Source organism: Paenibacillus sp. FSL R5-0749, from assembly GCF_038595085.1.
GTDB lineage: Bacteria > Bacillota > Bacilli > Paenibacillales > Paenibacillaceae > Paenibacillus.
In genome coordinates, this window is record NZ_CP152005.1 from 6610655 (window position 1) to 6631590 (window position 20936).

14 protein-coding genes are annotated in these 20936 nt (G+C 47.2%); 2 read left to right on the plus strand and 12 right to left on the minus strand.

Annotated features, from left to right (window positions below; genetic code table 11):
* Positions 1 to 44: 44 nt before the first annotated feature.
* Positions 45 to 2153: a TerD family protein gene (locus MKY85_RS29470; RefSeq protein ID WP_342571464.1), complete on the minus strand. Its 2109-nt coding sequence runs from the start codon at positions 2151 to 2153 to the stop codon at positions 45 to 47.
* 399 nt (positions 2154 to 2552) lie between these two features.
* Here MKY85_RS29470 and MKY85_RS29475 point away from each other — a divergent pair, with 399 nt between their 5' ends.
* Positions 2553 to 3638: a hypothetical protein gene (locus MKY85_RS29475; RefSeq protein ID WP_342571465.1), complete on the plus strand. Its 1086-nt coding sequence runs from the start codon at positions 2553 to 2555 to the stop codon at positions 3636 to 3638.
* An 83-nt stretch (positions 3639 to 3721) separates the two neighbouring features.
* Here the strand turns inward: MKY85_RS29475 and MKY85_RS29480 are convergent, their stop codons facing one another.
* The gene (locus tag MKY85_RS29480; protein ID WP_342571466.1) at positions 3722 to 7297 is read right to left on the minus strand and encodes an S-layer homology domain-containing protein; all 3576 of its coding nucleotides are present in this window, start codon (positions 7295 to 7297) and stop codon (positions 3722 to 3724) included.
* Positions 7298 to 7510: 213 nt separating this feature from the next.
* On the minus strand, positions 7511 to 8647 hold the full coding sequence (locus tag MKY85_RS29485; RefSeq protein ID WP_339258021.1) for a response regulator: 1137 nt from the start codon (positions 8645 to 8647) through the stop codon (positions 7511 to 7513).
* 177 nt (positions 8648 to 8824) lie between these two features.
* On the opposite strand from MKY85_RS29485, the gene MKY85_RS29490 reads away from it, so the two are divergent.
* Positions 8825 to 11920, plus strand: coding sequence for an ATP-binding protein (locus tag MKY85_RS29490; RefSeq protein ID WP_342571467.1), 3096 nt, complete (start codon positions 8825 to 8827; stop codon positions 11918 to 11920).
* A gap of 225 nt (positions 11921 to 12145) precedes the next feature.
* Here MKY85_RS29490 and MKY85_RS29495 read toward each other — a convergent pair whose 3' ends face one another.
* From MKY85_RS29495 to MKY85_RS29535, 9 genes are all read right to left on the minus strand, one after another.
* On the minus strand, positions 12146 to 13651 hold the full coding sequence (locus MKY85_RS29495; protein WP_339238815.1) for a malate:quinone oxidoreductase: 1506 nt from the start codon (positions 13649 to 13651) through the stop codon (positions 12146 to 12148).
* 407 nt (positions 13652 to 14058) lie between these two features.
* The gene (locus MKY85_RS29500) at positions 14059 to 15072 is read right to left on the minus strand and encodes a dipeptide/oligopeptide/nickel ABC transporter ATP-binding protein (RefSeq protein ID WP_342571468.1); all 1014 of its coding nucleotides are present in this window, start codon (positions 15070 to 15072) and stop codon (positions 14059 to 14061) included.
* Positions 15069 to 15869 carry an ABC transporter ATP-binding protein gene (locus MKY85_RS29505; RefSeq protein WP_342571469.1) on the minus strand — a complete coding sequence of 267 codons (801 nt, stop codon included), beginning with the start codon at positions 15867 to 15869 and terminating at the stop codon, positions 15069 to 15071. The genes MKY85_RS29500 and MKY85_RS29505 overlap by 4 nt, the downstream gene beginning before the upstream one ends.
* Positions 15866 to 16720, minus strand: coding sequence for a nickel transporter permease (gene nikC / locus MKY85_RS29510; protein ID WP_339258027.1), 855 nt, complete (start codon positions 16718 to 16720; stop codon positions 15866 to 15868). Before nikC ends, MKY85_RS29505 begins: the two co-directional genes overlap by 4 nt.
* Positions 16720 to 17664 (minus strand): nickel ABC transporter permease, encoded by a 945-nt coding sequence (nikB, locus tag MKY85_RS29515; RefSeq protein WP_342571470.1) that lies wholly within the window; start codon positions 17662 to 17664, stop codon positions 16720 to 16722. Before nikB ends, nikC begins: the two co-directional genes overlap by 1 nt.
* Entirely contained in the window at positions 17664 to 19214 is a 1551-nt protein-coding gene (gene nikA / locus MKY85_RS29520; protein WP_342571471.1) for a nickel ABC transporter substrate-binding protein, read from the minus strand. The genes nikB and nikA overlap by 1 nt, the downstream gene beginning before the upstream one ends.
* Positions 19215 to 19449: 235 nt before the next feature.
* Positions 19450 to 19971, minus strand: coding sequence for an SUKH-4 family immunity protein (locus tag MKY85_RS29525; protein WP_342571472.1), 522 nt, complete (start codon positions 19969 to 19971; stop codon positions 19450 to 19452).
* 60 nt (positions 19972 to 20031) lie between these two features.
* The gene (locus tag MKY85_RS29530) at positions 20032 to 20529 is read right to left on the minus strand and encodes a hypothetical protein (protein WP_342571473.1); all 498 of its coding nucleotides are present in this window, start codon (positions 20527 to 20529) and stop codon (positions 20032 to 20034) included.
* Positions 20530 to 20593: 64 nt separating this feature from the next.
* Entirely contained in the window at positions 20594 to 20923 is a 330-nt protein-coding gene (locus tag MKY85_RS29535; protein WP_278297557.1) for a hypothetical protein, read from the minus strand.
* Positions 20924 to 20936: the final 13 nt, after the last annotated feature.

Consider the following 20936-nt stretch of genomic DNA (forward strand, 5'->3'; position numbering starts at 1 on the left):
CTTTTAATGTTGATACACACATATCGCGGTTTCAAGTCAAACAGTCAGGCAAGATACTCCGCCATAATCTGCTCAATATCATACGGCGTCACGCCTTCATCGACCGCATAGATGGTATCGGCCTGATCCTTCGTATCCACCAGCTCACCTCTCGCCTTGGCGTGCAGCATGAACAAATCATACAGGTCAGGTTTGCGTAATGTGGTCATTGCTTTGCCCATCAGCACAATGCCCTTCTGATTTCCCTCGACATTATTGTGGTAGTCCGGATATCTGGTCAGTGCCAGATCCGTCCAGATGATTGTTCGCTCAACCAGATCGAGAATTACAGGAATGGCTAGCTGGGTGTCCGCTGTGATATCGATTTTATTCTGGACAGTAGTTGGTTCATAGATCTCACCCGAGCCCGGCTTCTTGCGCATCATCCAGCCTGCAAAACATTCCGGCAAATTACAGTACGGATGGCTGGTGAAGGAGTGCAATGTCGTCACCACATAGCGTCCGCCATAATCCACGATGGAGGGGATATGCAGATCAATGAATTCACTTGCACCATGTGGTGCAGTCACAATATCCCCACTATGAGCCGCTTTGTATTTGACGGATCGCAGATTGGTATAGGAGATATGTTCAACGTAATTCCATTTCTCGTCATACATGACCGCCGACAAGTCAATATCTACACGCCCCGTAGGTGTGCCGTCCACTTCGCCCTCTTTCCACCAGCTGAAGAAACGTATCGTGTTTCCTTCACCCATCGGGATGCGGCTTCCACGCACAATGGTTCGCAGAGCTTTGCTCGCGGATCGTTGTGAAAAAGGAACCAGATAATGCTGGAGACGTTCATCTATATACGTTTTTCCGAGTGATGGGAAGTCAGAGAACCGTGTAATCAAGGCCTGCTCGCACAATTCCACGACTTCCTGACAGACCGCCTCGTCAAGCTCCGGCAGCTCATTCGGGATGCCAAAAGCCTTTGCTACATTGCCTTTCGGAAAAAAGACCCGCAAATCCGAGGCTTCATTCCGCTGTGCGAAATGCTGTCTCACCTGCAATAACACGGGTGTGGATACCTGTGCAGCCACTTCACCAAAGGCCAGCAGTACATACGCTTCATCTTCAGTTATCCGCAGCATGTGATCCAGTTTTCTCGCAAATTCACCTGGACGCTGCGACAACAGATCGATTAGACTCCATACATTTCGATATTGGAAGGCAAGCTCCACACTTCCGTTGAAGGTCGAATAAGGCTTATTATTACGCAAAATATCAAAGGCTTCATCGCATCGTGGATACCGAAGCTTATATTCCGAAGGATGCAGAATTTCGCCAAGGCGAATCCAGCGATCCTTATATCGCAGCATATCCTCCGTGATGGAGCCACATTGCTCCAATAATCCGAGCAAAAGGCGTCTCTCACGGCGTTTGAATTTTCGGAAGGGAGAAGCCGCAGCGAGACTGACATCACCATTCGACCAGGCAACAGCCAGACGCAGGACATCGCTTGCCGTTTTGAAATACATGCCGATTCGGTCGATGTTCGCCTTTTCATGCTTCAACAGCGAGGAGAACACGAAGCCTACATTTTCTTTGAACGGAATCTCGGCGGGCAGAATCGCATCCACTTCACTTGGATCTGCATGCTCCAACACGGTATCGATATCTTTCTTGTCTGTTTCCGAGATGGAACCTTTCGCTTCAATGATCTGACGAATGAGTGTCTGGAAGGCTTGTTTGTTTCCCAAACCAATGACTTTCAAGTCCGTCTTCTCCAGCAAAGGCATTCTCTCCACAGATGGTTGATCCGGGTAGACCACAGTCAGATTGGTCAGATAATGAATAATCGCATTGAGATATAACTCCGCTTCATCCGCTTGCATCACCTGCATCGGGAATCCTGCATACATCGGTGTGTACTTCACATGTGCGCCGACCATGACTCTCAGATCAGCCACAAGTTGAATATATACGGTTTCAAATTGTTCCTTGGACAGCTGCCGCATCGCCTGCATTAACTCATCCGAGAAGGTGTATCCGAGCGTTTCAATATTCTTGAGGGCAGTCGCCAGGTGTGTCTTCGGCAACTGTTGCTTCCCTTCGTTGGGTTCAATGATGAGTTTGTTCGCTCTGCGCAAATAGATCGTATTGTTCATGATAAAAGAGTCCAGGAAAGCCACATCCCTATATAACATGAAAGGTTAGGGTTAGAAGGAAGGAATGTGATAGCCTGGACGCCTCCTCTCTGATAATGAAATCTTCAGGAGAGCTGCGACCCTATGATCTCCAATGATTGTAGAAGGAAGGATCGCAATAGCCTGAAGGCCAGCGATTCGAAGTTCGTCACCCGAATCTCTGGTGAACCCATCATCTCAGATTCCACGATATGCCAACAGGGTGAAAGTATTACGACACACCATTGAAATTCTTTTTTATATCCACCAAAAGATATATGTGGTTTATGATCTTTCCCAAATCCAGGGGGAGTGCTCAAAATTGTGTCGAATATAACAAAGAAGAACCCTAGAGAATGATGCAGAAACGAGGTTAGGACGATGGAACTTCAAAAATTATATTCTGATTATATACGGCTCAAATTCAATTGTGGAGTTAAGCCTGAGCCTTCGTGCACAGATTATATGGAGTATGGTTTGTATGAGGATAATAGTGCCGAACTGTTTATGGTATCCCACCCAGATGAGACATTTACAAACTGGATGTCGAGACTGCGTCCGAAAGATCCCTATTATGGATCAAGGCCAGACTGGAAGCCGACTCTCTCAGAACCATTTGAACAGCTCGATGTTTATGACGAAATGATTATGTATTATCTGTTATTTACCATCAACACCACGCTGTCGATCAACACGTATAACACCTACAGTGCCATGAATGAATTTATGAAAAGCTATAGCTTCTTCCAATTGTCTCAGCTAAGCGAAATTCCCCAGTTCAGCGAGGAACAAAAGCATCTGTTACGTGACTTTTTCTTCTTTTTTTACCTCTATGCACACCCGGTTAATGAAGATACATTATATGCCTGCTCATTCAGCGAACAACACCTTGTACATACGAAGACCGACATTTCATTGGAGGATTATTTTTCGGCATACCATGATCACTACACCTTACTTCGAAATGAATACAGGGAACAAATCGTAATCACTGCTGAAGAGATCCAAGCCTGCAAACGCCTGACGCTGGAACTGCTATATACCATTGAAGGCCGATCTCCCAAGTTAAACATGCCTTCAGAGGAAGGTTTGGAACCAATCATCATGTTAATTAACAACGTGAGTCAGATGTTACAGTTGTATACAGAGGAACCGGAGGCATTATTCCAGATCATGCGGGATTTCCTTATTCAAGCTGAAGGTCACTCCAGTACATACGCTAACCACTGTTTCAAGACACTGCTTCAGAACTATGCTTCATATATCCTGTTTTTCCGATTTGATGAGGTTCAATTGCTGGTAGATGCTTTCAGGCATACCCCGGCTTGGTGCGAAATAATTGTTAGTAAACTGTTCAACGACTCCATCTTCCTTGAAAAGATCATGAGACTACAGCAGATCAATCTTGACGCTTATCCAGACGTCACTATGTTCTTTAATGAAGAGGCACGAAAGATGATTTTGTAGCAACGATCTGGCCCTACAAAAAAATGCCTAAAAAAGCCTTTGCCGACCCCCAATGTCAGCAAAGGCTTTTCATTTTAAATTGTTTATTGATCAATCAAGTTGGTTACTTTCAACATTCTTGCAATCAATGCAGTGACCTCAGCACGGGTCATTGTGGTCTTCGGACTCAGAACTTCCGGTCCGTTCCCTTGGATGATTCCCGCTGCAATCAACTGGGCTACATCTTCTTTCGCCCAATTCGATACATCCGCTGCATCACTGTAACGTTCCAGTTCAGAGTTCATCTGATTCGGGCTGATTGCCGCATCCGGTTCAATCAGACGATAAGCACGAGCCACCATGGCAAATCCCTGCTCACGTGTGATTTCCTGATTACCGTAGAAGTTTCCATTATCGTAACCGCGAACGATACCGAATTCATTCGCAAGGGATACCGCATTGCGGAACCATGCCGAATTGTTAACGTCAGGGAATAGATTCTGTGGTGCATCCTGACGCATTAAGCCCAGTCCAAGTACTACAATCTCGGCAAACTCAGAACGAGTAACCTGACGGTTCGGGGAGAACGTGTTATCTCCGTTACCTTTCAGATCTAATCTCGCAGCGATGTTGTTCACATCAATTTTGCCCCAATGGGATCTGGCATCTTCAAAATCCTGCGGATTCCAGATAACTGAATAACTTCCGCTACTGCGCAAGTCATTAATGAGTGCATAGTAACGACTATCGATCTTGGTGACAACCGTTGGTACATGGAAGATGCTACCGTCCGGGTTGATGATTACGCCTGTTGTAATCCGGTTCGGATCGATCCCTTCCGGAAGTGCAATATACTTCGGTGCATAGCCGTTCAGCTGACCGGATCGAACCGTTTGTCCATCTTTTGAGAAGGTGAGATCCAGATCAACCGGTGTGACAAGTAGCTCGTATCCTTGGGATGCGGCTCTCGTTTCGGCGCTGTCAATCAACGTATCCGATGAACGTGCGATATCGATATGGACATCAATATCATTCAATGCTGCATTACCAAGCTGTCCAGATACACCATTCAAGTCCATTTTACCGCCAGGTACCGGATAGATTGCCAGCGGATTGCTGATGTTTAGTTTGGAACCTTGATCTACTAATTGTTTCAGTGTTTCAAGGGTTAATCCATCCACCTTCATATCCCCATCATTCGGCGAATGAATGGCGAATTGCTGACCTGTGCCTTGTGACATAGCATCTTTCAGCTTGGCTGGATCAACTTGAACCATTGTTTCTTTGTTGTCAGATGGTTTGGATGTAGCAAATGGTTGATGACTGCCATCCCGGGTTGTTTCCAGATTATCCTTCACGGGTGCCGGAGTTGGCGTTGGTACTGGCGCAGGTGTAGGTGCTGGCGTACTTCCACTGTTGCCGCCCGTATTACCACCACCGCCATTATTGCCTCCACCATTGTTACCATTGTCACTGGATGCTCTGTTTACGTTGATTTTGTACTCCGTAACATGACCAAGTGAATCTGTGACTTTAACAACAATGCTATTTACGCCAACTTGAAGCGGTAAATTCTCACTGGCACTACCACTTGTAACCTCGTTCCATTCTCCATCTCCAACCGCTATTTCAATCTTCGCAAGTGGATCAAGTGCCGTTGGCGTTAACTGGAATTGATATACACTATTCGGCACAGAGATGGTGTACGTGTCTTTAGCCGGATCAAAAGCCGGTGACAAGCTTCCTGTGGATGGGATCAACGTTTGCAGCGTTGATGTGTCATTACCAATCACTTTGGTCAGACCCGTTCTCGCATCAGTTAGATCTTGAAGCGCCTGATCTATCTGTGCTTGGGTTGCCGTTGGATCATTCAACACTCGCTCTGCTTCGTTCATCGCATTATCGAGTGCTACCCAGCTGCCTGGCGTATAGGCTGACTCTTCCAGGTTTTCATCTGTAATTTCAATTACTTTCGCTTGCAAAGCTGATTTATCTACAACGGGTACAGATGTTGTAGGGATTAGGCCGTTTCTTGCATCAGTCAAGTCTTGAAGCGCCTGATCTACCTGCGTTTGGGTCGCTGTCGGATCATTCAATACTCGCTCTGCTTCGTTCATCGCATCATCGAGTGCTACCCAACTCTCTTCCGTATAGGCTGACTCTTCTAGGGTCTCACCGATAACATCATTATATTTGCTGTGTAAAACTGACTTATTCACCACAACGATGTCCCTTGCTACTGGTCCGACAGAGACGCCATTTTTAGTCGCCGTAACTTTCAATGTATAGTCTCCGCCAATCACTTGAGAAGAAGGTTTAAATTCCCAACTTCCATCCTCGTGAACAATTGCTTCGCCCACAATGGAATTAGTCGGATCCAGGTGGTTGACAAGTGTTACAACTACTGTTGCACCCACTGTAACTGTACCGCTTAATGTTGGCTGAGCACCTACAATATCCCCTTCATTAGGTTCACTAATGTCCAAGTTAACCGGCATTCGGTAAGTCAAGACAACCTTATTGGCCACATCATCATATGCAACCGCTGCCGTCGTATTGATATCAGATACAAAGAATGTGTAATCTTCTGCCACTGCTTGATACGGGGCCCGACCTATCGCAATGTCGACCACCGGATTCGTACTTTCATCAGGCATGATCTTGGCATACACGCCAACCTTCGATCCCAATTGCATAGGACCAACCAAGGTCAGATAAGCACTACCGGTAGCTGTCGTATTCTTCAGGTACACATTACGTTGGTTCCCATCGGTATTAAAATTATCGTAGACGTAGGCTGTTCCTCCGAAATCAAAACGAGCATCGGCGGCACTTCCCCGCATATACACAGCAACATTCCCTATTGTTTCACCTTCGCTTAATTCGGTTCCCAACAGCTTGTTGCCCGTTATCTTGCCTCCGGTCATCCTAAAGTTAGGACTTTGATATAGTCCTACCCCAATAATGACTCCATTTCCATCTGAAATTTCATTATCCGTAATCAGGCCATCCTCAATGACCAGAGAGCCTCCTGAACCAGCACTTAGTACCGAAGGAGGGTTCTCTTTTACATTTCCCGATACCTTGTTGTCATGAATGATGGTGCCCTCTTGGATGACAACCATCGAACTCCCCCCGCTAGTGGATATAACGGTTGCAGGCTGACTAGCGCTCGCTTTCACGATGTGATTTTTAATCTCAGCCTCTTTAAAATTCACTGTTCCGCCCGCACTACTGATTCCATATATCTGGCCGTTGGTGCTTACGTGATTGCCATCTATAATGATTTTCTCAAAAGTTACACTATTCGCTCTATTCCCACCACTGATCTGAATCAAGTTTCCATTAACAAAACTCTCACCACGTATAATGGAGTAAGTATGGCCCTCAGCAGAGGTTATTGTCATATTCTTCCCGGCAGAAGAGATCGCCAATGTGGACTCCTGAATGATGTTAGTTTGCAGGATTATCGTTCCTGTAGCATCGACCTTCTCAAGTGCCTTTTCTATTGTTGCCACCGGCGCTTCTTCCGTGCCCGTGCCATCGATATCGCTTCCTGTCGACGATACGTAGATATTTCCATCAGCTGCGCTTGCTACCGGAGCAAACAGCGACGATATGGTTGACAATAGGACCACAAAAGCCAAAAATGATATTTTTATAGCCTTAAATACTTTCAAGTTCACTTAACCTCCTATGTGATTCGAATATTTTGGTCATCTACTGGGCAAACATTAACGCAATTCTGCTTCTTCTACGTCCCAGCTGTTATCTGACACATATCGTTTTCATTCTACACATAGCCTCTTACCAAACTCTTACCAAACCTTTCTCTAACAAACACAACCAAAAAACAGCCCTGCACATGAAGCTGCAAGGCTGTTGATATTCAATTACATATTTGATTGTTTCCATTGCTGGTACCACAACTCCACTTCCAACCCAGGACGGAGGCCCGCCTCTTGTTCTAATGCAGTAACCAACTGATTGTATTGTGCGATCACGGGATCTTTATTACCTAATTGATCATAAGTCTTCATTAACGCCAGTCCAACTTGTTCCAATGATGGCTCGAATTGCTGTACCCGATGATATAACGTGAGTGCTTCCGTGTGCTGTCCCATCTCAATATAGTATTGTGCAAGCTGCATGGCGTGGTTACGCCAAAGTGCATGCAGCCGCTGACGCTCCAGCTCGGCCCATACGTAATCGTCCTCGCCATAATATTTGCCTTCATACTGATCTGAGGTCTGCCGATGTTCGACTACTGTGGAAGAAGATAATAAAGGCATTAGGTGCAGCCGATTCTCCCATTCTTCCGCATCAATTCTGAATTCTCCTGTCTCCAGAAGATAACCGAACTGCTGATAGCGAATAAAAATTTTGTCTTCTCCCATGAATTCGTTCATCATGCTGCGTAAGCGATGGATGCCACTATGCAGATTGGATATGCCTCTCCGCTCATCCAACTCGGGCCACAATAGCTCAAGTAGCGTATCCCGTTTAATCGGTTTGTTCCGATGGTGGAGCAAATAGGCAAATAACTCTCTGATCTTGGTTGTTCTGAACTTCATAAGTTTGGGCGGCTCGTTCGGGTGCAGTTGGACCTGAAGCATTCCCAGACAGCGGATGACCATGGATGGCCCTTCTGCTGTATTCAGAGTTGCGGGCACCATTCGGCGTTGATACATCTTCATCGTTTTTTCCAAACGGTCACGCGTTACAGGCTTCATGATATAGTCCAGCACTTCAAGCCCGTAGGCCGTCAATGCATGTTCGTTATAAGCTGTTGTAAAAATAACCTCTGTTCCAGGAGAAACCTCATGAATCCGTTCGGTCGCCTCAATCCCGTTCATCCCCGGCATCTGTACGTCCATGAAGACGATTTCCGGCAGATGAATTCCGATCTGATCGATAGCTTCTTGTGCCGTCAGAAAAGAGCCGATCACTTCGCAATCCTCTCTCTCTTTCAACAGTTTGTTCAACCTGCTCAGAGCGAGATATTCATCATCTACCAAAATCACTCTCATATGCACAACTCCTCTGGCTCACTGATCATCCTTTAATCTATAATTTTACCATAAATCCTGATGTGGTACCGCTATCATTTGAATATAGAATCTATGTTCTGTATTCAAAAAAAATGTTCTTCAATACCAAAGGGCATGCAGGATTTTGAAGTAAACTGTCGAAAACTAAAGTCTGCCATGAAACTTATAACCTATAAAAAGATACCCCGATATGTATTGCTGTCGATTCTATTTCTCACTATTTTGCTTGGCTTTCGCTGGATATGGTCCGAGTCTTTCGCTATACCCGAACATCCTGAACCCACCAAAGGCGTATTGGACCTCCGAGGCTGGGACATCGCCAACGCTTCACCCATATCCCTCGATGGAGAATGGGAATTTTACCCCCATGCGTTAATCTCTAATCGTGATATTAAAGTAGCAGACTACTCATCCGCACCCATACAAGTTCCCGGTGACTGGCGGAATGTGTTACCCCAATCCTCATCATCATTTGGATATGGAACATACCGTCTTCGCATACTTGTAGATCCATCCGTGAAGGAAGTCTCTCTCTGGGCTCAGAAAATCCAGACTTCATCCATTATCGAGATGAACGGGACCGTTGTTGCCGAATTTGGTCAACCTGCCACCCATGCCGAAGCCTACCGACCAGAAAGGACTGCATTTGCGACTTCCTATGCGCTTGACGGTTCTTCCGAAATCAATCTCCTGGTGCAGACAGCTAACTTTGATGACCCATATAGCGGAGGGATCACGCGCTCTCTCTATTTTGGCTCTCCAGAAGCCATTGGAAGTGAACGGGGATTATCTATCGATCTGCAAAAGATTACGTTTGCCATACTGGTCTTGCATAGCTTATACGCCTTTATTATGTTTCTGTTTATCCGCAAGGAACGAGCTCTGCTGACGTTCTCGATGCTAACACTAGTAGCTGCCCTAACGGTCACCTCTGACCATGACAATCTGTTATTGAGTTGGATTCCACTCAACTTCACTTGGATCGTTAAGGCCAAAGCGTTCTCCTATCCATTGTTCGCATTCTTTCTTGTACAGATGGCTCGAAGTTTCTCCCATAGTCTACAAGGCCGTAAACTATTTCGTATCTACGCCAGCGTGCTTGGTGTGTACTGTGTATTTTTGCTAATTGCACCGGTGACCTTGATCTACCATGTCCTTAAAATTGGACTATCTGATTTCCTGTACCTGTTTGCCATTGGCTGGTCTGTGTACCTGTTCTTCCGCATGGCAGCGGAGAAGCGAAGTGACGCAAGCTTTCTGCTCTTCGCGGCAACCAGCAGCTTATCCAGCGTATTGTGGGGAATCGTGAATTCGCGTAATGAAATTACCAACGTGTATTACCCCATTGATGTGATTGCAGCCATATTCGGCTTCTCTGCCTATTGGTTCCGAAAATACTTCCGTAATTCAAGCGAAATCGAGAAGTTGTACGAACAGCTCAAAGAGGAGGATCGACAGAAAGATCAGTTCCTTGTGAATACAGCTCATGAACTGCGTACACCGCTGCATGGCATCATCAATATTGCGGAAAGCATCGCGGTCCGTGAACGGCGTAAATCAGGCGGACAGCAAGCAGAAGACATGAAACTGTTGGTTACCATTGGCCGACGCATGTCCCAACTGGTTGATGATCTCCTTGACGTGATTCGCCTGAAGGAGAAGCGGATTACGCTTCAGAAGAAACCTTTGTCTCTTGCATCTGTCATTCCAGGCGTAATCGGCATGTTCCGATTCATGGCAGAGGGCAAGCCTGTCCATATGGAGGTGGACATTCCAGATAAACTGCCACTTATCCAGGCCGATGAGAGAAGACTTGTTCAGGTGCTCTACAATTTGTTGCATAATGCACTCAAATTCACCGATCAAGGTACGATTACCGTATCTGTCCGGGAACATGGAGAAAGCATTGTAATTCAAGTCCTGGATACAGGTGTGGGCATAAGTGAGGAGATACAACAGCGAATATTCGAGGCCTATGAACAGGGAACCCCGGAGGCTCGCTTAAGTGGAGGAATCGGCCTCGGTCTTAATATCAGCAGACAACTCATCGAACTCCATGGCGGCCAGCTCACCGTGCAATCTGTACCTGGACAAGGTTCAAGCTTCCAAATCTCACTTCCACGGGAAGATACCACATCGCAAACGGATCAGACTGAACAGCGATGGGAGGCTCACAGCTTTGACGAAATCGCGATTGCAGAGCCGCAGCAGCAGACCTTGTCCCATTCTCATGACAAGACTGTCGCCCGCATTCTTGCCGTTGATGATGATCCTGTAAACCTGCGAGTGCTAATCTCCATGCTGGCGAATGAGCCCTATCATATTCAACCTGCGGCCTCGGCCCTTGAAGCACTCCAATTGCTGGATCAGGAGCCGTGGGACTTACTGATTGCCGATGTCATGATGCCCCATATGTCGGGTTATGAACTGACAGAGAACGTACGCAAACGTTATTCGGTATCAGAGCTACCCATCCTGTTGTTGACGGCTCGTAACGAACCAGCGGATGTTTACGCCGGATTCATGTCTGGTGCAACGGACTATGTTACCAAACCCGTGGATGCCGTTGAGTTAAGGCATCGCATCGGATCACTAATCGTGCTGAAACAATCCATCGATGAGCGACTGCGTATGGAAGCTGCCTACTTACAGGCACAGATTCAGCCCCATTTTCTTTTTAATACGCTCAATTCCATCATGGTGCTTAGTGAGATAGACACGGAGCGAATGCAGAGATTGGGTGATACGTTTATCGAATATCTTCAGACCAGTTTTCATTTTGTCAATTCGGAGAAAATGGTTGAGGTCACGCACGAGTTGGATCTCTCCCGTGCCTATCTCTACATTGAGAAAGAACGTTTCATGGATCGGCTGAATGTCATCTGGGATATTCCAGATGATCTTGATCTTTCGCTGCCGCCACTCACCATTCAACCGCTCATTGAAAATGCAGTACGACATGGCGTTCTAAGCAAAGTTGAGGGTGGGACCGTGCATATCCGGATTATCAACCAAACAGCGTCCACCCTCATTGAGATTGAGGATGATGGTGTGGGGATGCAGCCCGAGCAGATTGAACGCGCACTTGCGTGGCCTAAGAGAGGATCTGGGGGAACTGGAGGGATCGGATTAACCAATACACATCGCCGGTTGACTCAGATGTACGGACAGGGCTTAAGCATCGTCAGCTCACCAGGCCAAGGTACGAAAGTATCCTTTGTCATCCCTTTGGATCGCAGCACAGGAGTCTGAATGATAAGATAGTTCTGTAACGCTACAACAGGCATTCTGCACAGTCCGTATCCGTATGCTTCATGTAATGTCTAAGGTGAACGCGATAGTGAAGGACATATTCATGTTCTGGTTCAATTCCAAATTCAGTCATATCAAATAAAACGAAAAAAGAGCTAAGCACGGGCTTCATCCCGGTTTAGCTCTTCTTTCGCTTGATTATTATATAACTCGATAAGCTAGATGTTATACATGCAGGGCTTGTTTTTCATCCGATAATCCCAGTGCCTTGGCAGTTGAAGAATGAACCTCTTTGAGAAGATCCAGATTCTCCACAAGGGAGATGCCATAGGATGGAATCATTTCCTTGATCTTCGGCTCCCATGCCTCCATATGCTGCGGGAAGCAACGCTGAAGAATCTCAAGCATGACCTGAACCGCAGTCGATGCACCCGGTGATGCACCCAGCAAAGCCGCGATTGTTCCATCTGCAGATGTGACTACTTCTGTACCGAATTGGAGCGTACCCTTGCCACCTTGAACGGTATCCTTGATGACCTGTACACGCTGCCCTGCCAGAACCATATCCCAATCCTCACTCTTCGCACCCGGAACAAAGTCACGCAATTCTGCCATGCGTTGTTCTTTGGATAACATGAGTTGTTGAATGAGATATTTGGTCAAAGAGATTTCTTTGACACCTGCTGCGAGCATCGTAAGCAGATTGTGCATCTTAACCGACGTGATTAAGTCGGCATTGGAACCTGTCTTCAGGAACTTCGGCGAGAATCCGGCAAACGGTCCAAATAGCAGCGACTTCTTATTGTCGATGAATCGAGTGTCCAGATGCGGAACGGACATTGGCGGAGCCCCTACCGAAGCCTTGCCATATACCTTGGCGTGATGCTGTTCCACGACTTTTGGATTTTTGCACACCATAAAGATACCACTGACCGGGAATCCGCCGATATGCTTACCTTCCGGAATGCCCGTCTTCTGGAGCAGATGCAGACTTCCGCCGCCTGCGCCAATAAATACGAATTTCGCCTTATGGCGTTCGACTGCACCGCTCTCCAGATTTTTCACAGTTAATTCCCATTGTCCATCATTGGTACGTTTCATATTCTTCACGCTATGTTGGTAGTGGATCGCCACGTTTTGTTCCTTCAGGTGTCCGATTAGCATACGCGTTAAAGCACCAAAGTTAACGTCCGTACCGGAGTCAATTTTGGTCGCCGCAACAGGTTCATTACTTGTACGATCTTTCATCATCAGCGGCATCCATTTCGCCAGCTCTTTCTTGTCATCCGAGAATTCCATGCCTGCGAACAGCGGGTGATTCGATAAGGAGTCATAACGTCTTTTTAGAAACTGGACGTTGCTCTCTCCGTGTACATAACTCAAATGAGGAATCGGCATAATGAAGTCCCGCGGATTACGAATCAGACGGCTATTGACGAGATAGGACCAAAATTGCTTTGAGATCTGAAATTGTTCATTCACTTTAATCGCTTTGCTAATATCTACGGTTCCGTCTGGTCGTTCAACGGTATAGTTAAGTTCGCACAATGCAGCATGCCCGGTTCCGGCATTATTCCATTCGTTGGAGCTTTCCTCTCCTGCAGTGGCTAGCTTTTCGAAAACCTTAATATTCCAGTCTGGTGCCAATTCTTTTAGCAAAGTTCCCAAAGTTGCACTCATAATTCCGGCACCAATCAAGATAACATCTGTACTCGTTTGTCCCTGGCTCATGTCTACCGTCCTTATATCCTATATTTGCCAAAAGGATGTAAGCGTTATCGATTTGGCATTTGCAGCAAGCCCATTCTTGAACGGGGTCGCACCTTCTCTGAATGATTATAACCTTGATCTAGTGTATCAATAATATAGAGCAATTTAAATATGCAATTTCAAGATATTTGCTATTCCATCAGTATACGCTAGTTTACATCGGAACGTTAGCCCGGTTATAGGCCTGAAAGATATATTTGTTCAAAACAAAGAAAGGAGCCCGGTTTTAGTGGGACTTGGCATATCAAATGTTGTATAGCCTTACTTAACTCGTGAAAAGGGATGCACCAAAAGCCGCTTACGAATCTTCGCATGGCGGCTTTATATTAAAGATTACCCCTTACCACCCCCGGCGTTTCCGGGAGTACTCAGAAAATCGAAATCAGTTCCTTTGTATACGGATGGCGTTCTTCAGCGAACAACGCATCTGCGCCAAAGCGGTCAACGATCTGGCCTTCCCGCATGACGATGATATGTTGGCTCATCCGATGTACCGCGGCCAAATCATGCGAGATGAACACATATGACAGACCAAGCGATGTCCGCAGGTCGGTGAGCAACTGCAGAACGGCACCTTGCGAGATCACGTCCAGGCTGGCGGTCGGTTCATCCAGAACGACAACGTCCGGCTCAATGCCAATGGCACGTGCGATCGTGACCCGCTGACGCTGTCCACCACTTAGCTCGTGCGGATAACGTCCAGCTACATCGCGAGGAAGCTGGACCGCTTCAAGCAGCTTTTGCACGTAAGCCTCCTTCGATGTGTAGGTAAAGTGGGACAGTTCTGCGTCCCGTCCAAGCTGTTCGTAAGGATCGATTAGCGAGTCGGATATCTTGAGCTTTGGATTCAGTGCAGCCATTGGGTTCTGAAATACAATCTGAATCTTTCGCCGATGAGGTCGCAACCGTCGGCCGCTCAGCCGCGCGATATCCTGTCCGCCCAGTGTAATCGAGCCAGTATCTGCATCTTCGATCCGCAGCAGACAGCGGGCGAGCGTACTCTTGCCACAGCCGCTCTCACCAACTAGGCCAAGACACTCGCCACGGTTCAGGGTGAAGGAAATATCATGCACAGCTGGTCGGTCTGCACCTGCATACGTTCGGCTGAGATGTTCCACCTGAAGCACGGGATGATTTAGGATGCTGGGAGAGGAAGCAGTCTTTGCAACGGCGTTATCTATAACGGTATCTGTATCCGCATGATCTGAATCTGTAGCATTTATGACTGCCTGATCTGTATCTATAGTATCTATGACCACATGGTCTGTAACTGCATTGTCTATCTCTGTATGGTTTGCGCCTTTAGCACGGTCATGAACTCTCACATTGGATTCGTCGGACTGGGCGACTCCATGGCTTTCTTCATTTGCAGTCGTCTTCATTCCGTTCCCACCTCCTTCAATCCAGACTTCAGCGAGCGACTCAGAACGGGAGCTGCCTCGATCAGTTGGCGTGTGTACTCATGCTGGGGATGGTCAAGAATGCGATGCTTGCCACCCGATTCGACGATCTGCCCTTCCTTCATAACAGCCAAACGGCTGGCATAGCGGCGTACATGGCGCCAGTCGTGCGTGATAAACAGAATTGCACAGCCCGTCTCTGCTTGCTTGCGTGCCAGCAACTCCAACACGCGATGCCCGGATACACTGTCCAGCGCCGTTGTCGCTTCATCTGCGATCAGCAGACGAGGAGAGAGCATTAGCGATGTGGCAATGGAGGCCCGCTGAAGCTGTCCACCGCTCAATTGGAATGGGTAGCGGCGCAGTAATTCAGCGCCAAGGCCAACCGATTCCAATGCTTCCTCCGCCCGTTTCTTACGTATGGCAGAAGACTTCTCCCCATGAACCTTCTGGTATTCATCGAAGTGTCCGCCAATGCTGCGAAATGGCGTAAACGCTCCTTGATAGTCTTGAAAAATATACGAGATGCGGCTTCCCCGCAGGGCGCGCATCTCCTTTGGCTTCCGTTCGAGCAGGTTGCTGCCTTCGAACATGACTCGCCCCGACGCATGCAGGTTGGGCGGTAGCAGACGACCAATCGCTTGTGAGAGCAAGCTTTTGCCGCTACCGCTCTGTCCAACGAGTGCCATGAATTCACCTTCGCGAACGGCCAGAGAGACTCGATCTACAATAGTCCGATCCCGGCTAGAGATGCTCAGTTCCTCAATGGAGAGAATCATGGCTGCACCTCCTTTTTCACATCAAAGCGGTCTCGCAGATAGTCGCCCAGCATGTTGGCAAGCAGGACTACCGAGACAATGGCAAGACCCGGGTAGATCATCAGCTCCGGCCGAGACTGGAAGTAAGGCCGTGAGTCATTCAGCATCGCTCCCCATTCAGGTGTTGGCGGTTGTGCACCTAGGCCAATGTAAGACAGTGATGAGATGAGCAGGATGATTTTGCCCAGATCAAGACTGGCCAGCACGAGCACATGCCCTGCGATATGTGGAAGCAGATGTTTTCTCATGATACGACCGTCCGAAAGTCCATTGGTGCGGGCGATGCGAATGTAATCCTTCTGGGACTCCGATAAAACCGTACTCCGAACGAGACGTGCATAACTAACCCACTTCACGATCACGATCGCCAACACCAGATTGCCGATTCCGGCCCCTAGCAGACCACTGAGCACAATCGCCACGATGGTATCGGGAAAGGCAAGAAAGGCATCCGCGATCCGCATGAACAGCTTATCGACCCAGCCGCGTTTGTAACCTGCGATCAAGCCAAACGGAATACCGATCAGCAGTGCAGCACCAAGTGCCAGTAAGCTATAACCCAGCGTTTGGCCGCCGCCAAGCAACAGACGTGTCATAACATCACGTCCCAGATGGTCGGTGCCGAACGGATGGAGAGCACTTGCCCCCTGCAATCGTCCACGCAGATCGGTTAACGTATGGTCATGTTTTAAGTATAAAAAGGCATATAAGGATGCCCCGATGACCAGCAGTGCAAATAACAGACCGATGATCGCCTGCCAGCTATGTTTTTTAGATTTTGTCGTTGGAATGGGCAGGGGTATGGTTTTCATCAGTGGGCCTCCTTTTCCTTGAGTTTCATTTCAGGATTCAAATAACGATAAGACAGGTCAACCGCCGTATTCACGAGGAATACCACGACAGCCATGATCAGGATATAACCCTGAATCAGTGGATAATCACGCTGGCGGATAGCGTCAACGACGAGCTTGCCGATCCCCGGATAAGCGAACAATACTTCAATCACGACAACTCCGCCAATTAGGCTGCCAAGACTGACGCCAAATACCGTAATCACAGGCGGCAGACTGTGCCGAAACGCGTGAAGCATGAAGATCCGACCTTCGGATACCCCTCTTGCCCGGGCGGACCGAACGAACTCCTGACTTAGTGAATCTAGCAGGCTGGAACGCAAAAGACGCACATAAACGCTGGAGATGGCAAGTCCCAGCGTCAGAGATGGCAGAATAAGCGATGTGAATCCATCCCGGCCCATGGTCGGCAGATTGCCAAAGCGTACGCCGAACATGTCGATCAGGATCAGACCCAGCCAGAAGCTCGGCACCGCCGCACCCACAATAGAGAGCATGCGGCTACCGCGGTCAATCCAACTGCCACGATGGAGCGCTGATAGCGAGCCGAGCGGGATAGCTATCACGAGCATGACCAGCAGCGCGCCAATCGTCAGTTCAGCCGTAGCTGGCAGTGCACGCATCAGAGTCTGCATGACGGGCTGGCCTGTCGAATACGACACGCCGAAGTCGAGACGAACAAAATCGAGCAACCAGTTGCCAAACTGGACAGGAAGGGAATCGTTGAAGCCCATCTCCTCACGTACAGCTTCGACCTGCTCCTGACTGACGGACAGTTCATCCACGTTCAGGATCGTCAGCACCGGATCACCCGGCGCCAAACGAATGAACAGAAAGCTCACAAACATAATGAACAACAGAAAAATAAATACCTCAAGGAACTTGCGAAGCAAAATGCGAAACATTACATCACATCCAGCTTATTGGTAATCATGTAATACTCACTGCGAGTGGTAACCCAGTTCTTGATCTTCTTGCCGTTATAGGCAACGATCGTACCCGGATGCAGCACGAAGGAATTCAGCACATTATCATGCACGTAGTTGGCTGCCTTCTCGGCAAGCTCTGCGCGCTTTTCCGGTGCAACCGTGAGATTCAGTTCGTCGATGATTTTGGTCAGTTCCGGGTCTTCCGATCCGCTGAAGTTAAGAGCACCCTTGGGATGGTACGTAGCATTCAGATAATAACCAGCATCCCCACGAGGAGCGGTCAAATTACTGTACGTTGCAATATCCCAGTCGCGGTTGGACGCCATGTAATCTTCCGGTGTGTCGATCTGGCGAATCTGTACATCGATACCAATTTTCTTCGCATCCGACTGGAACACTTGGGCGATCAGCGGCAGATCGGCACGAGACGAATACGTCAGCAAGGTTAGCTGCAACGGTTTACCGTCCTTTGTCATCACGCCGTTTTGCAGTGTATATCCCGCTTCGCCAAGAAATTTTACAGCGACATCAGCTCCGGATTCCGTTGTGGTATCCGTATAGGTTGGCGCGAACGGCAACGATGGCAGGAACGGTCCGATGGCTCCTTCACCGTAACCAAGCAGGATCGTGTCCACGATACCCTGACGGTCAATCAGCGCATCCAGCGCACGACGAACATTGAGGTCCTTCATACTTTCCCGCTGCATGTTCATCGTTAGCTGATGCACGCGGAACGTCGATGTAGACTCAACCGTCATGCCATCTATCGCTTTGAGCGATTCGAGACTCTCCACTTCTGGGCGGTATACGATATCTACCTGTCCAGATTTGAGTGCAAGTGTGCGGGCATTGGCATCTTCATTGAATGAGAACGTGATGGAATCCAGTGGCGATGCTCCGTCCCAGTATTCATCATATCGATCCAATTCCAGCTTGCTGCCTGGGGTAAAAGAAGTCAGTTTGAACGGGCCCGTACCAATCGGCTTTTTCACAACGTCCGGCTCACTTACGTCGATGATCGCCGTGTTGGGGTTCACCAGTTCCGAAGCGAACTCCGGGAACGGCTGCGTTGTGGTGATCTCCAGCTTGTCGCCCTCGGCTTCAATTGTATCGATCTTCAGCGCGTTCTGGATGGCTACATTCTCTTCCAGTGCACGTTCAAGGGATGCCTTAACGGATTCGCCCGTCATTGGCTTGCCGTTCTGGAAGGTCACATCATCTCGCAAGTCGATCGTCCAGTGCTGTCCGTCTTCGCTCTCCCAGCTCTCGGCGAGCCATGGAGCCACTGTCAGATTCTCCTCATCGAGACGCACCAAAGTCTCTGTAATGCCCGCACGCAGCGGCACGTAGCTGGAATCCACATGTGGATCTAGTGAACTGGTGGAGAAGTTATATAGGAAGTGAACATTTTTATTATCCGTGGATGGTTGCGCAGCGGGACTGGACTCAGATGATCCGCAGGCGCTCAACAGTCCAGCGCTCAAGGCCAAGGAGACCAGCGCTAACAGTGGCGTCTTTTTATTCAAGGTAATGCCCCTCTCTTAATCGTAATCATTATCATTTGAACAATGAGTATTATCATATCGTAATGATTACGTTTTGACAAGAGTTATGTTGGACGTGAAACGAGAAAAAATCCGACTCTCGGATGAGAGCGGATTCTTCATGTTTTTTGTTACATATGAGGACTTTATTATGGTTTATTTCCTTTGCGATCCGGGACTGTTTACAGGTGATACCATGCAAGATTTTCTCGAAGAGTTACAACCCAGTTTCGTAGTTTTCCAGCATATGTGACCAGTAAGCTTCGACATTATTCATTGCTATCGGATCAATCTTCTCAAAATAACCACGAAGTGCTCTAGCATACTCATCTGAGGTATATGTACCTTCCAGTCTCATTTTAGTTGCCAGTTCATTTCTAATTAGATGAAACAAAAAGAAGGTTCCCAAATTCTTATTGAGTATATATACGTTGGATTTATCCAATGATGATGTTGTGAAAAACATATCGCTCCCTTGTTTTAGATAGAGACCATACGAGTCACGCATACCATAACTTGCAAAGTGACCAATCTGAATATATTCCTCTCCTTCAATAACTTTCACTTGGAAAGCTCCAGACTCATAAAAGGAAAAATCATCATATTGTTCTGGAACTCCTATGTCGACTAAAAAATGAGCATTCTCTTCACTTATTCCCAAATCTTTTAGATTAGTAAAGTCATAATTAATTATTTCCGTGTCATAGTAGTCCTTTATCTCAACGATATCAAAATTCATGCTCTCACTCCTCTAACCTTTTTAATGCTTGAGCTAGAGCTATACGACTTATCTAAGAAATCACTGGTGCGACCAGGCCTCCAGTCCCTCATCACTTATATCAATTGGTGCCTGTTTAGACATGTATTCGGCATTTGCTAGAGGAAAAGCATAACCACCTGTAATAATCTCACCATGCTTTCTTCTAATGGTTCCTCCCCTTTCGATTAAAAGAATCAAAGGTTCATACAAATCATGAAACTCCAGCGCAATTTCATTCCCGGAATCAACTAATAACAGCCATTCCAAATATGATTCACACATTCCTTTTAGGAAACTGTTTTTCAATTCCTTTAACTGAGGACATTTTTCAGTTATATCCAGATCAACCTCATATCCGAACGCACGGGAAGCGTTGAAGAAGGGATACGATGTTTTCAAATGGTATGTAGTGGTCAAGATTGCTGCTCTTCTAATATACTCCTGTAATAATGCCATGTTTGAGGGCTCATCTGTTCCACCGGAAGTACTCCAATTGATGCTGTTTATCCTTTCTATACCTTTATATAATTGATTCATTAATACCTCCCCCTATAGAGACAACTACTCAATTCTAATAAATTCCCACATCAAGCTATCACCCTCAGAACATATACAGAATTGTACTTTCACTAATAAATGCGCTAGGCAATATATCTAGTAAATTTTCAATTCTACCTGTCATATAATCTAACTCACTCCCGTTTAAATGTTCCTTTGCCCACTCACTTAATCGTTTTAACTCAACCACAGCAGCTTCTAATTGGTGAAAATATATTTTAGATCCATCCCGAATCAGGATTATTCCTAATTCATGTATTGCTGCCTCCCAGTACTCATCATAAAATTTCTGAGTAGCAATATTCTCACTGAGTGTAAGCTCACTATTCCGGTCTTCTATATCACCGTTATATCTATATAGACCTACGGACAATATTCTCCCCCCT